Origin of the sequence: Streptosporangium vulgare, assembly GCF_042428775.1 — a bacterium.
GTDB lineage: Bacteria > Actinomycetota > Actinomycetes > Streptosporangiales > Streptosporangiaceae > Streptosporangium > Streptosporangium vulgare.
Window position 1 is genome coordinate 415,887 of record NZ_JBHMBS010000004.1, and the last position, 14,333, is coordinate 430,219.

The window sequence follows — 14,333 nt, forward strand, 5'->3', positions numbered from 1 at the left end:
ACGGTCCATTCACACGTGGTCATGTAACTACTAGCATCTCGCCCATCAGAGACCATTTTCATGAAGAGAGGCCCATGTTCGCGCGCACCCCGCGGCCTCCTTCCGGTCTTTTCGTCAATCCCTGACGGCGTTCGCGGCGCCGAGGCGCCACCTTGCCAAGCCCCCGTTCCGGCCTGCGTCGGCCCCGAGACACAATCCATACGACTCGAAGGAGAGCCGCGTGAGTGCGCAGCAGTCCCTGGCCCGCGACCCCCAGCTGGTCGACTCCGCCACGCGGCTGGTCGAGTTTCTCCGTGATCTGGCATCGGCTCGTCGCGTCCCGATCAGGGATCTCCGCAACCACGCTCAGGTCCTCTGGCTGGTAGACCTGCCGGACGAGGTCAAACCACACGGAGAGGCCGGACCGGGTGAGGTGTTCCTCTCCGTCGATCACATCCGGAACACACCGCCTCCCAGCCTCCCGGACGAACTTCACGGATGGGTACGCCACGAGGAGCTGGTCGACGCCGAGCTGGACGCCCCCGAACTGTCCAAAACCGGTCCGCGTCGCATCGAGGAGACCGACGAGAACGGGAAGGTGGTGTCTCGATGGGAAACCCAGCAGGACCGGCCCGATGTGGTCAGGGCCTACGACAGGTGGGTACCCCACTGGCAGGTGTGGGCGGATCGGGAACGCGATCGTATACGGCAACAGCGCTGGCACCGCGACCTCTACTCGATCTCCAACCAACTGGACCAGATCGACGACGAGTGGGAACTCGTGCTGGCGACCGGCCTGCTCTCCTGGGTCGCACCCGGCGGTACGCGTATCCGGAATCATCTCCTCACGACACGTCTTCACCTTCGGGTCGATCAGGACACCGAACGAGTGCACGTTCTGCTGGGTGATACTGCACCCACGCTCGAAGACCGTGAACTACTGGCCGATCTCGATGGATTCGTCCCACAGCGCACCGATCACCTTCGTCGCCGTGTCAGGGAGGGCGAAGGCATCGGGCTGCAGAGTTCGGTGGCCCCGGTGCTGGAGTCATGGTGCGATCGCGGCCTGAACACGAATCCCCAGCCCCGATACCGGCACGACTGGTCCCTGAGCGACATGTCCGTCAAGGAAACGGAGATACGACTTGCCCCAGCGCTCGTACTCCGCAGGCGAAACCACGGTTCCCTGATCTCCTACTACGACCAGATGATGGCCACGCTGACCGGGCCGGACGCCCAGACACCCCTCGGACTGGCACAACTCGTCAGTCCTCTCGAACCGGCGGAACGTATGGCCTTCCTCCGGGAAAGGGAGAGCACGCCAGGAGAGACCCTTGGGCGGGATCCGCTGTTCCCGCTCGCCGCCAACCCCGAGCAGCGGACGATCATGACGCGTCTGCGCTCGGACAACGGTGTCGTCGTCCAGGGACCGCCCGGAACCGGAAAGACCCACAGCATCGCCAATCTGCTGTCGGCACTGCTCGCGCAGGGGCAGCGTGTGCTGGTCACCAGCCAGAAAGGGCAGGCGCTTCGGGTCCTGCGTGACAAGCTCCCGCCGGAGATAGCCGCGCTGTGCGTCTCCATGACCGATCTCGGTCGCGGCGGCTCCGCGGAACTCGAAGGCGGCATCAAAGCGCTGTCGAACCGCTTCTCATCCTTCGACCCCGTCCGACAGGCCAAGAGCATCACCGAGAAGCGACACCAGCTCGAATCCGCTCGCCGCATGACCGCGGACCTGACCGAGCGGGTCCGCGCGTTACGCGAGTCCGAGACCTATCGCTATCCCGAGATCGCCACCGGCTATTCCGGGACTCTCGCCGCCGTGGTCCGGCGACTGCGGCAGGAAGAACCGGATTGCCGGTGGATGCCGGTTCCTCTGTCGGCCTCGGCGTCACCCACACCGCCCGTTTCCGCCGGTGAGGCTGCGGAACTCATCACCTTGCTCGCCGAAGAGACCCCCCGGCGCAAGGCGAGGGTCTCGCAGCGGATCCCCGATGTGGCCGCGCTCCCCGGAGTGGAGACGCTCAAAGCCCTGATCGCGGCGGAGTCCGCTGCCCAGAACATGGCCCGGAAAGCACAGACGGATATCTCCGAACGACTTGAGCACCTCGACTTCGACCTGATCATCCGGCTGGAGACCATCGCGGCCGACGTCACTCTCCGCCTGCGACAGCTCGGCCTGCCTGAGGACGCATCCGCCTGGGATCCGAGCGACTGGACGGTCCGCGCACTGACCGACGGACTCGGCGGACGCGAGACCGCCGTGTGGGATCAGCTGGCGGCCCATACCGACCGTCTTGACACAGCCCGGAACGCGATCCGCCATATCGGCTATCGCGAAATCCAGCACCCGCCGTTGGACACACCGGGCGCGATGGGTTCCTATCTCGAGTCCATTCGAGGACTGCGCGACTACCTCGCCGCCGGCAACCAGCTCAAACGCGGCCTGTTCCGGCCGGCCGTGCAGAAGCAGGCAGAGCCGTGGCTGACCGACACGTCGGTCGACGGGATCACACCGTCCAACGCGGAGCTTCTGTCACTGGTCATCGCCGAGCTGGAGGGCCGGGCCGCGGTCGTAGAGCTCCTGCGCGGATGGGGGCTGGTCGAAGTGAGGTTTCCACAAGACCAGCCCCTGCACCGTACGGTCGCGCAACTGGGCGACGCCTTCGACCGGCTCCATCAGGTGCGTCAGATCATGCCGGGAGTGGCGGAGACGGCACAGCTGCTCGCTTCGACCGGCGTGCACATCAGACTCGGCACTCCCACGGAATGGTCGTCGTACGCGACGGCCCTGCACGCCGTTCGGCTTCAGACAGAAGCCGAGCAGGCCACTGCGGCACTCAACGACCTCCACGTGACGCTCCAGCACGAAGCCCGTATCGGTGCTCCGCCCCCGGAACTGCTGGAAGCCGGGTACTCGGTTACCATACGTGATGACATCACCTACCAGTTGTGCCTCACCTCTCTCGCCAACGCGCACCGTGAACAAGCCGAGCAGCGGCGCTGCGACGAGCTCGCGAGCCGAGTGCGCGATGCCCACCCCGCGCTGCTCAGCCTGCTGGCGGAGGCAGGAACGTGGCAGCCGCACTTCTCCACCTGGGACCGCGCCTGGGCGTGGGCCAAAGCACGAACGTTCTTCGCCGAGCAACGTCGGCCGGGCCTTGAGCAGCGCCTGGAAGCCGAACTCGAAGCCGCGACCGCACGAGAGATGCGCCTGACGGCGGAACTCGCCGCCGAACAGGCCTGGCAGGCGGCGTTGAGCCGGATGAACTCCCGTCAGACAACGGCGCTGCGGGCCTACCAGGACCACATCGGCAAGCTGGGAAAAGGCACCGGACGATACGCGAGCAAGTTCCAGTCCCTCGCGCGCGAGGCCATGCACCATGCCCGTGATGCGGTTCCCGCCTGGATCATGCCGCTCCAGCAGGTACTGGAGACGATCCCGCCGATTCGCGACTCCTTCGACGTCGTCATTGTCGACGAGGCGAGCCAGGCGAGTATCGAGGCACTCTTCTTGCTCTGGCTCGCCCCCCGTGTCATCGTCGTCGGCGACGACAAGCAATGCGCTCCCTCGACTGTGACCCACGGTGAGCTTGAGCCGATTTTCGCGAAGCTGTCGACCTACCTACCGGACCTGCCCGCCTACCTCCGGGACGCCTTCACTCCCAAGTCGAGTCTCTTCGACCTGCTCGCGACGAGATTCGGCACGGTCCTGCGACTCAAGGAGCATTTCCGATGTATGCCGGAGATCATTAATTTCTCCTCCGGGCAGTTCTACGCGGACGAACCGCTGGTACCGCTCCGGCAGTTCGGCGCCGACCGTCTGCCGCCGCTGCGGGTGGTGCGCGTGACCTGTGCGCGGAGTGAGGGATCGGCAACCCGGCTGCGCAACGTGGTGGAGGCCGAAGCGATCGTGGATCGAATCCTCGCCTGCATGGAGGATCCGGCCTACAAGGGCAAGACGTTCGGCGTCGTCGTGCTGCAGGGCACAGGGCAGACGCTGCTGATTCACAACATGCTGCTCGACCGGCTGGATCCCAAGGACTGGGAGAGACGGCGCCTCCGAGTAGGCACGCCACCCGACTTCCAGGGCGACGAACGCGACGTGATGTTCCTCTCCATGGTGATCGCCGAGAAGCGCTCCGCGGTGACGAGCACCGAATGGCAACGCAGGTTCAACGTGGCCGCATCACGGGCCAAGGATCAGATGTGGCTTTTTCACTCCGTCAGTCCGGATCTCCTCTCACCGACATGCCTTCGCCGATCACTCCTCGGCTACATGCTGAACCCGCCCGCGACACTGCTCGCGGCATCGCTGAGCGATGTGACCCCCGACGATCCTCATCCGGAATTCGACTCGCTCTTCGAGCAGCGGGTATTCCTCCGTATCCGCGAACGCGGATACAACGTCGTTCCTCAGGTGGAGGTCAACGGCCGCCGGATCGACCTCGTGGTCAGCGGCGCCAAAGGGCGCCTCGCGGTCGAATGTGACGGTGACTTCTGGCACGGCACCCCGGAACAACGGGAAGCCGACCTCGACCGGGAGCGTGAACTCAAACGCGCGGGGTGGCGGTTCTGGCGCATCCGCGAGAGCGAGTTCTACTTCGATCCTCAGACGGCCATGGAATCTCTCTGGGCCGAACTCGACCGACGAGGTATCTCACCGGGTGAGGCCCCAGGAGATCAGACCAGTGCATCCCCATCGTGGAGCGCCCTGCCCCTGTCGGGAAACGATGGCTGGGACGGGCTCGAAGACGGCGACTCCGGCGACATGAACGAATCTCCGATCGGAGCTTGGAACGGTTTACCCCGCGGTGGCTCTTCCTCAACCGACACAACCACGCCACAGATCCGCACCTGGGCCCGCACCCAGGGGTATGCCGTCGGCGACCGCGGCCGTCTTCCCTCAGACGTGGTGGAGGCGTATCACCACACGCACAGTGCGCGGTAGCTGGGAATCCTCTCCCTCGGCACCTCCATGGCAGCCTTGCCACCATTTCGGAAAGAAAGGGCAAAAAGCCCGAATGTGACAGGAGTGCATTGACCGCACCCCAACATCGGCGCATGCTTTCCCTTATGGGTCCACAAATATCCACAAAAGTGGTCAAGTAGTGCTACCCACCGAGCGGCACTCGCGGATCGGGGAGGTGCTCCGGGCCTGCCGGGTCGTCAGCACCGACGATCTCGCGCGCGAACTCGGCGTGTCGGCGGAGACGATCCGCCGCGACCTCGTCCTGCTCGAACGCCGGGGGACGCTGGCGCGCGTCCACGGGGGCGCGACGATCGCGCTCGGGCAGGCCGCCGGTGAGGAGGCCCCGTTCGCCGAGCGCACCGGGACCGCCGCGGACGCGAAACGGCGCATCGGGCGTGCCGCGGCGGGACTGGCGCGGTCCGGCCAGACGGTCGTGATCGACGTGGGGACCACCGCCGTGCAGGTGGCGCGGGCGCTCCCGCTGGACTTCTCCGGAATCGTCGCCACGTGTTCCCTGCTGGTCGCGGCGGAGCTGTCCGAGCGGCCCGGCGTCGAGGTCCTCGTCTGCGGGGGCCGGCTCAGGGCCGGGGACCTCGCGATCTCGAACTCGGTCGCCCAGGCGTTCTTCGCGGACCTGAACCCGGACATCGCGTTCCTCGGCTCCGGCGGCGTCGACGCGACGGCCGGGCTCACCGACTACTACCTGGACGAGATCGCGACGCGGAGGATCATCCTCAGGAACGCGGCGCGCTCGTACGTGCTGGCCGATTCGAGCAAGTTCGGACTGGTCGCCCGGCATCGGGTCGTCGATCTGTGGGAGACCGCCGGGCTGATCACCGAGGCGGAGCCGCCGCCCGCCATCCGGGACGCCGTCACCCGCGAGGGCGGGACGGTCGTCCTGTCGTGAACGTTCCCAAGGTCGAACACGGAGGGGGTACACCCGGGGTGACCACCGTACTGGCGATAGACCAGGGCACGTCCGCCACCAAGGCGATCGTCGTCGACGGCGGCGGCGAGGTGCTGGGCCTCGCCGAGGTGCCGGTCCGCCCCGCCTACCTGCCGGGGGGCGGGGTCGAGCAGGACCCCGGGGAACTGCTCGGCTCGGTACTCGACGCGGGCCGCCGGGCCGTCGCGCGGGCCGGGGTGCCGATAGACGCCGTCGCGCTGGCGAACCAGGGCGAGACGGTGCTGGCCTGGGACCCGGTGACGGGTGCTCCCCTCTCCCCCGCCATCGTCTGGCAGGACCGCAGGTCGGAGGGCATCTGCGCGGAACTGGACGGATCCGGGGAGCGGATCGCCGACATCACCGGGCTGGTTCTCGACCCGTACTTCTCGGCGCCGAAGATGGCGTGGCTGCGCCGGAACGTGACCGGGGAAGGGGTGGTCACCACCTCGGACTCCTGGATCGTCCATCACCTGACCGGGGAGTTCGTCACCGACGTCACCACGGCCGGCCGGTCGCTGGTCACCCGGCTCGACGACGCCGGGTGGGAGCCGGAACTGCTGGAGCTGTTCGGGCTCGGCGGGGAACGCCTGCCGCGCATCGTCTCGTGCGACGAGGTGGTCGGCCACACCTCCGCGTTCGGCGGGCGCGTCCCCGTCGCCGGGCTCGTGGTCGACCAGCAGGCGGCGCTGCTCGCCGAGAACTGCCTGCGGGCCGGCGAGGCGAAGTGCACCTTCGGCACCGGCGCGTTCCTGCTCGCCAACACCGGCACCTCCGCCGCGCGCTCCACCGCCGGGCTGGCCGCCTCGGTCGCCTGGCGGGCCCGGGGAGAGACCTCGTACTGCTTCGACGGCCAGGTCTACACGGCCGCCTCCGCCGTACGGTGGATGCGCGACCTCGGCTTCGTCGACAGCGCGGCGGACCTCGACGCGGCCGCGGCGGCCGACTCCGAGGGGGTTCTGTGCGTCCCGGCGCTGGCGGGCCTGGCCGCTCCATGGTGGCGGCCCGACGCCAGGGCCTCGTTCTCCGGGATGAGCCTCTCCACCGGTCCGGGGCACCTCGTGCTCGCCGTCCTCCAGGGGATCGCGGCGCAGGTCGCCGAGCTGGGCGACCTCGTCGCCGCCGACCTCGGGCGGCCGCTGACCCGGCTGCGGGTGGACGGCGGGCTCACCCGCAGCCGGGTCCTCATGCAGGCGGTCGCCGACCTGACGCGGATCCGCGTCGACGTCTACCCCTCCCCGCACGCCACCCCGATGGGCGCGGTGGCGCTGGCCCGCGCCGCGCTCGACCCGTCGCTCTCCCTGGAGGACGCGGTGGACACCTGGGAACCCGGCACGACGTACGAGCCCCGATGGTCCGCGGACCGGGCCGCCGGCTTCCGCTCCCGCTGGAGGGACGCCGTCGCCTCCACTCTGCCCCAGGGGGGAACACGGTGAACACCACGAGAAAGGGCACCACCACGTCGAACACCACGGAGACGACGCACACCATGGACACGACGAACACCACGGCATCCGCCGCGTCGGCCGCATCCGCCGCATCCGCCGCATCCGCCGCGTTCGATGTGGCGGTGATCGGCGCCGGGATCATCGGGTCGGCCGTCGCCAGGGAGCTCTCGGCCTACGAGCTGAGCGTCGCGCTGCTGGACGCGCGGGACGACGTCGGTGACGGTACGAGCAAGGCGAACACCGCCATCCTGCACACCGGGTTCGACGCCGAGCCCGGCACCCTCGAAGCCCGGCTGGTCCGTGAGGGCTACCGCCTGCTCTCCGACTACGCGGCACGGACCGGGATCCCCCTCGAGCGCACCGGGGCCCTGCTGGTGGCCTGGAACACCGAGGAGCTCGACGCGCTGCCGGACCTGCGGGAGAAGGCGGAGCGGAACGGGTACGACGAGACGGAGATCGTCGGCCTCACCGAGGTGTACCGGCAGGTGCCCCACCTGGGCGATGGCGCCCTGGGGGGCCTGACCGTTCCGGGCGAGTCCATCATCTGCACCTGGACCACCAACCTCGCCCTGGCCACGGACGCCGTCGGCCGCGGGGTGACGCTGCTGCTGAACCGGGCGGTCCTGTCGGCCGAGGACGCCGGCGACGTGACCGTGCTGCGCACCTCCGGCGGGGACGTGAACGCCCGCTGGGTCGTCAACGCGGCCGGGCTCGGCGCCGACGTCGTCGACCGGCTGTTCGGCCACGACCGTTTCACCGTCACACCGCGGCGCGGCGAGCTGCTGGTCTACGACAAGTTCGCCCGCCCGCTGGTCGACAAGATCATTTTGCCGGTGCCCGGCCCCTGGGGCAAGGGCGTGCTGATCACCCCGACCGTCTACGGCAACGTGCTGCTCGGCCCCACCGCCGAGGATCTCACCGACCGTACCGACACCGGGACCTCGGAGGCAGGGCTGGAGTTCCTCCTGAGCATGGGCGAGAGGCTGATGCCCGGCCTGCTGCGCGAGGAGGTCACCGCGACCTACGCCGGCCTGCGCGCGGCGAGCGACCACCCGGACTATCTCATCGAGGCCGACCCGGGGCGGCGCTACGTCCTGATCGGCGGGATCCGCTCGACCGGCCTGACCGCCGGTATCGCCATCGCCGTGTACGTCGCCGAGCTGGCCCGCGACGCCGGCCTGACGCTCGTGCCCCGAAAAGACCTGCCGGAGCCGCCTCTCATGCCCAACCTCGGGGAGGCGTACCCGCGCCCGTACCAGGACGCCGCCCGGATCGCCGCCGACCCCGCGTACGGCAAGGTGGTCTGCTTCTGCGAGCGGGTGACCTCCGGCGAGATCCGCGACGCCCTGCGCTCACCGATCCCACCGGTCGATCTGGAGGGGCTTCGCCGCCGTACCCGGGCGCTGAACGGGCGCTGCCAGGGGTTCTTCTGCGGCGCCGAGGTCGGGAGGCTGCTGACCGCCAGGGCCGAGAGCACCCGGGACGGCGAAGACGAGAGCGGCCGCGACAACGAAGACGGCGGCGCCGGGCGGCGGCACGCCTCGCTGGAGTCCCTCCGATGACGGCCACCGAGATCACCGTCCTCACCCCGGCCGTCGTCATCGTCGGCGGCGGGCCGGCCGGGCTGAGCGCCGCCCGCGAGCTCGCGCCGAGGGTCGACGGTGAGGTGCTCGTCCTGGACCGGGAGGGTACGGCCGGAGGCATTCCCCGGCACAGTGACCATCCCGGCTACGGGCTCAGGGACATGAGACGCTTCCTGAGCGGGCCCGCCTACGCCAGGAGGCTCGTGCGGCAGGCCGAGGCCGCCGGTGCGACGATCCGGACGGACGCCACCGTGACGAACTGGGCCGGTGACCACGCGATCGAGGCCACCACCCCGATGGGCCGCATCCGGGTCGAGGCACGGGCCGTCATCCTGGCCACCGGTGCCCGCGAGCGCCCGCGCCCTGCCCGCCTCATCCCCGGAGACCGCGCCCACGGCATCTACACCACCGGCCACCTGCAGAACATCGTCCATCTGCGCAACGGAGGGGTCGGCAAGAAGGCCGTCATCTCCGGCGCGGAGCTCGTCAGCTGGTCGGCCGCGCTGACCCTGCGCGAGGCCAGGTGCCGGACCGTCCTGATGACCACCGAGTACCCGCGGGCGGACTCCTACGCCCTCTTCAGCGTCCCCGGCAGGATCCTCTTCCGGACCCGGGTCGCCACCCGCACCCGCGTGACGAGGATCATCGGCCGGCCGGAGCTCGAAGCGGTCGAGGTCGAGAACATCGACACCGGCGAGAGGCGGGTCGTCGAGTGCGACACGCTCGTCCTCACCGGCGACTGGATCCCCGACCACGAGCTGGTGCGCGCCGCGGGGATCGCCCTGGACCCCGGCACGAACGGTCCTCTGGTCGACGGCGCGCTGCGGACCGACCGGCCCGGCGTGTTCGCCGTGGGCAACCTGCTGCACCCGGTCGACACGGCCGACATCGCGGCGATCGACGGTGCCCACGTGGCCGATTCGGTCGTCGCCTGGCTGGACGGCAGGAGCCCACCGGCCGAGCAGGTGCGGCTTCTCGCCGACAGGCCCTTCCGCTGGGTGTCACCGGAGATCTTCCGTCCCGGAGACCCCGCCCCGGCCCGTCACCGGCTCCTGCTGTGGAGCGACCGCTACATCCCGTTCCCCCGCGTCGTCCTGCGGCAGGCGGGCAGGGTCGTCGCCCGCAGGCGGCTGTGGTGGCCGGCTGCCCCCGGCCGGGTGTTCCGCGTCCCGGCGAACCTGCTGGCCGCGATCGACCCCGAGGGCGGTCCCGTACGCATCGGCGTGGAGACCTGACGCTCGCCGCCCACGAGGCGGCTCCCCGCGCCTGACGCTCGCCGCCCCGGGGAGACGCTTCCCCGCGCGTGTCACGGGCCGAACGGCGACACTTCGAACAAATAATCCTTCGGCCCACGAAATAACGAACATGGTGCACAGAACACCATATTAAGAAATTTCTACCGATAGCCGGTCAACTGGTTAGCCGGTCACCGGGATTCGCGGCCCCCGGACGGGTGAACTCCATCCGGCCGCACCGCACGCCCCGGTACGCCGTCAATCGCCCTCCCCTATGAAAGCGGCCTCACACGGAGAGACCCCACCCCGGACGAGACCTCGCACGGAAAGCACCACTCTGGACTGGGCCTCGCACGGAAAGCACCACCCCGGACCGGATCTCACGCGGGAAGCCGCACCCCGGACAGGGCCTCACGCGGAAAGCTCCCCGGACGGGACCTCGCACGGAGAGCCCGTCCCGGACGGCCGCTGCGCGGCCACCTCGGGGAAAGACCGCGACACCAGGCCGCCAGGTCGTCACACTGGGGGCGACAAAGTCGGCCGATCGCGGCAACACCCCCGCCCGCTGAACCCGATTTATGCCTTATACGCGCTTAATTCAGCACTAAACACCATTTATGGTGCACAAAGCTCACCCACCAGAACCGGTGGAGCCCGGCTGACATCCAACCCCGTACGACTGGCGTCCATTTATCGGACATGAGCCGTACATCCCCCAGGTTGATGACATATGAGGTGTCGTGACTATGGCGTCGAACGTGACGCGGTTATATCAGGCGGTGCTGCGCGACCCGGCCGCCCCCATCTCGATCCGGCTGCGCCGCACCTTCTCGGAGTGGGTCGAGCGGAAGGGGTTCCCGCCCCCGGGTGCGGCGCGGGCGATGGTCGAGGCCGAGGCCGGACGGGCACGGCTCACGATGGAACGGCGCGGTGACTGCGGCCGCTACACGCTGGACGAGCCGGACGGGGAAGGGCACCTGCGGACCCGGGTGACCTACGCCGAATCGGTACCGGGCATGACCGGGTGGGTCATCGTCACCGTGGACCGGCACGAGGGGCGCGAGCCGGGAGGGCACCGGCGGGAACCGTACCGGCGCGGGAGGCGTGAGCCGGAACGGCGGGAACGGCGCGACCCCGGGGTGGTGAGCGTGCCCGGCTTCCTCCCCGCGTACCTGCGCACCGCGCGCATCAGCGACGGCGGCGTCCAGGTGGAGGACGGCCCGGTGGTCCTCGACGAGGAGGGCATGGACCGGTTCGTCCCGGTGATGACCGAACCCCGCAGGAGGATGCCGATCCTCGTCCTCTCCGTGGACCCCCAGAACCCGGAGGCGGCGCGGTCCCACGCCGACTACCTGGCCGGTGCGGTCACCGGCGCGAGCCTGGTGGTACGGCTCGCCGACCTGCGCACCCAGAACCGGTTCAACAAGGTGATGGGCAGGGAGCTGGGCGTGTTCGGCGGCGGGATCCGCACCTACCTCGCCCCCTTCGACCCCGCCGAGGAACGCCACCCCCGCAGGCACCCGCCGATGGGCGCCGCCATGATCCGGGACCAGGGTGACGCCGCCCTGGACCGGATCGTCACCGGAGCGGTCGGCGACACCGTCCACCGCGAGCTTCCCGCGGACGTCCAGCGGACGCTCCACGTCGTCTACCGGGTGCTCGCCGGACGCGCCGACCTGAGCGAGATCGCCGAGACCGCGCTCCGGCCCGCGAAGACCGACCCCGCCCGTGAGGAGCTGCGGCGGCGGATGATGGCCATGACCCGGCGCCCGGCACCCGCCGCGCCCACCGCGCCCACCGCGCCCACCGCGGCCGACGGGACCGCCGAGGTCTCCGCAGGCGAGCCGGGCCCGGACGCGGAGAAGGCCGCCGTCATCACGAAAACCGAGGAGACCGAGGAACGCGAGGAGCCCGGGAAGACCAGGACGACCAGGGAACCCGGGGGAACCGAGGAGACCGAAACGGCCGGAAGAACCTCCGGGGCGGAGGAGATCGCCCAGGTGGTGGCGGACATGGTGGTCAAGGAACTGCGCGGTGACCTGGACGCGGCGCTGGGGCTCGCCACGTCGTCGCAGTCCTCCGGCGGTGACCTCGCCAGGGTGCTCCGCGAGCTCCACACGCTCGGCGCGCATCTCTCCGGCCTGCGCGACATCGTCACGGAACGGCGTGGCGCCCCTCTCACAAACGCCCCTTTCGCGAACCCCTCTCTCGCGAACCCCTCTCTCGCGAACGCTCCCCTCCTGGACGCCCCTCTCGGGAACCCTTCTCTCGGGAACGCCTCTCTCGGGGACGGGGGTGGCGACCGTCCGGCCGCCGAGGCCGAGCGTCTCCGCGAGGAGTACCGGCTGCTCACCGAGGAGTACGCCGAGGCCGTCACGAGCGCCAGGAAGCTCGCCGAGCGGGTCCGCTGGCTGGAGGGCAGGCTCGCCGAGGCGGGCCAGCCGGTGTACGGCATGCCCGAGGAGAGCCCCGTCTTCGAACCCGCCAGCCTGGTCGAGGTCCTGATCGAGGCCCGCGAGAGCCTCCCCCACATCGTCGTCGGCGACACCGACGGCGCCGCCGCCCGGCTCGACTGGGACCACCCGGCCCAGTCGCGTACGTGGGCGGCGAAGGCGTGGGACTCGCTGCGCGCCCTGGAGGACTTCGCGAGGGCGCGGTCCGGCGGGGAGTTCGCCGGCGGCTTCTACGAGTGGTGCTCCCACGGCTCCTCCGGCCGCCTCACCATCCCCACCGGGATGCTGTCCATGCGCGAGTCGAAGAGCGTGGTCACCCGTTCCAAGTTCAGCGACCGCCGGACCTTCGCCGTCCCGCCCGAGGTGAACCCGGACAGGCAGGTCCTGATGGAGTCCCACGTCAAGCTCCGGCCCGTCGGCTACCCCGCGCCCCGGATGTACTTCCACGACGACTCCGGCGGCGCCACCGGCAAGATCTGGATCGGCTACCTGGGCGAGCACCTCCCCAACACCCGTACGAACTGACCGGTGACGGGCGAGATGTAGCGTCCCAGTTTGGATGTCACTTTCCCGAATCCGATGTCACCACGATGTCACCTTCGCCGGGACTGTAGAAAAACGGCTCTGGCACGAATCCGGTGGTGACGGAACGTTGCTCAGGAGAGCAGGATCCGCTGTCGGAGCAGGGCGAAGCCCGCTCGGCCGTACATCTGGCGTTTCAGGAGCTACGGCCGCCCCCACGTTCGCGGTCAGGTACGGCGGCGGGCGGCCCAGACGGTGCGTTCGGTGCGTACCGTCAGGTCGTCGCGGCGCAGGATGCTGTGCGGGCCGTTGGTGTCGAGGAGTCGGGCGAGCGCGGTGAGGTCCTCGGGGGAGAGTCTGTCCGCGATGACGCTGTGGATGCGCTGCAGGACGCCGAGGGCGTAGCGGCCGATCGCTTTGCTGCGGTCGCCCTCGATGTTCACGGCGATGGTGCGTTCGTCTTCGACGATGAAGCCGGCGGCGGTCAGCATCGGGCCCCAGTCGGCGCCGCGGTGGGGCATGTGTTCGGCTTGGCGGCGGTCGGCTGCGGCGTGGACGCGCTCTTCCAAGCCGGGCCGGTCCTCGGGGGCGTCCTCGGGCAGGAAGCGGGGGTGGCCGGCCAGTTCGACGACGGCGAACAGGCCGCCGGGCGCGAGCGTGTCGTGGACGGTGCGCAGTGCTCGCTCAGGGTGAGCCATGTGGTGCATCGAGGCCGATGCCCAGATCAGGTCCGGTGAGCCGAGGTCGGGCCAGGCGGCTTCATCCAGGTCGGCCTGCACGGTGCGCACACGTTCCTCGGCGCCGCGGGCGCACGCCTTGGTGCGCAGGCGCTGAAGGTGTTCGGTGGACGCGTCGACGGCGGTGACGTGCGCGTCGGGGAAGCGGTCGAGAAGGGCGAAGGTGCCCGCGCCCGTGCCGCAGCCCAGGTCCACGATCTGACGCGGGCTCGTCTTCAGTGGCAGCCATGCGGTGATGGAGGCTGTGTGCTCGGCGAGGACCTCGGCGTCCAGGTCGAGGATCTCCGCCTGGCCGCTGGTGTCCTGCTCGTGGTGGTGGCCGTGTGAGGCATCGTGGTGGGGGGCATGCGTATGTGTTTGGCTCATGTTCTTCACATTAGGACCACTATGCGCCAGAGGCGTGACATCTTGCCGTTTACGCAAGACGATGGTCGCGGGTGCTGCCTGGTGCGCAATAGGTC

The 14,333-nt window shown here is 69.5% G+C and carries 7 protein-coding genes; 6 read left to right on the plus strand and 1 reads right to left on the minus strand.

The window, feature by feature from the left end; all coding sequences use genetic code 11:
* Window positions 1-220 precede the first annotated feature (220 nt).
* The 6 genes from ACFFRH_RS11270 to ACFFRH_RS11295 all read left to right on the plus strand — a co-directional run bounded on the left by ACFFRH_RS11270 (window position 221) and on the right by ACFFRH_RS11295 (window position 13,138).
* Window positions 221-4,930 carry a PDDEXK-like endonuclease domain-containing protein gene (locus ACFFRH_RS11270; RefSeq protein WP_386156070.1) on the plus strand — a complete coding sequence of 1,570 codons (4,710 nt, stop codon included), beginning with the start codon at window positions 221-223 and terminating at the stop codon, window positions 4,928-4,930.
* 160 nt (window positions 4,931-5,090) lie between these two features.
* Window positions 5,091-5,858 carry a DeoR/GlpR family DNA-binding transcription regulator gene (locus ACFFRH_RS11275; RefSeq protein WP_386156072.1) on the plus strand — a complete coding sequence of 256 codons (768 nt, stop codon included), beginning with the start codon at window positions 5,091-5,093 and terminating at the stop codon, window positions 5,856-5,858.
* A gap of 38 nt (window positions 5,859-5,896) precedes the next feature.
* A complete protein-coding gene (locus ACFFRH_RS11280; RefSeq protein ID WP_386156074.1) occupies window positions 5,897-7,330 on the plus strand; it encodes an FGGY family carbohydrate kinase in 1,434 nt (477 codons plus the stop codon).
* Window positions 7,327-8,904 (plus strand): NAD(P)/FAD-dependent oxidoreductase, encoded by a 1,578-nt coding sequence (locus ACFFRH_RS11285; protein ID WP_386156076.1) that lies wholly within the window; start codon window positions 7,327-7,329, stop codon window positions 8,902-8,904. The genes ACFFRH_RS11280 and ACFFRH_RS11285 overlap by 4 nt, the downstream gene beginning before the upstream one ends.
* Entirely contained in the window at window positions 8,901-10,160 is a 1,260-nt protein-coding gene (locus ACFFRH_RS11290) for an NAD(P)/FAD-dependent oxidoreductase (RefSeq protein WP_386156078.1), read from the plus strand. The genes ACFFRH_RS11285 and ACFFRH_RS11290 overlap by 4 nt, the downstream gene beginning before the upstream one ends.
* Before the next feature lie 746 nt (window positions 10,161-10,906).
* A complete protein-coding gene (locus ACFFRH_RS11295; RefSeq protein ID WP_386156080.1) occupies window positions 10,907-13,138 on the plus strand; it encodes a hypothetical protein in 2,232 nt (743 codons plus the stop codon).
* Window positions 13,139-13,362: 224 nt separating this feature from the next.
* Here the strand turns inward: ACFFRH_RS11295 and ACFFRH_RS11300 are convergent, their stop codons facing one another.
* Window positions 13,363-14,238 carry a class I SAM-dependent methyltransferase gene (locus ACFFRH_RS11300; protein WP_386156082.1) on the minus strand — a complete coding sequence of 292 codons (876 nt, stop codon included), beginning with the start codon at window positions 14,236-14,238 and terminating at the stop codon, window positions 13,363-13,365.
* Window positions 14,239-14,333 lie beyond the last annotated feature (95 nt).

Excerpts from the sequence above, each read along its gene's own strand:
- ACFFRH_RS11290 (WP_386156078.1), top strand. The coding sequence starts at position 8,901 with ATGACGGCCACCGAGATCACCGTCCTCACCCCGGCCGTCGTCATCGTC.
- ACFFRH_RS11295 (WP_386156080.1), top strand. The coding sequence starts at position 10,907 with ATGGCGTCGAACGTGACGCGGTTATATCAGGCGGTGCTGCGCGACCCG.
- ACFFRH_RS11300 (WP_386156082.1), bottom strand. The coding sequence starts at position 14,238 with ATGAGCCAAACACATACGCATGCCCCCCACCACGATGCCTCACACGGC.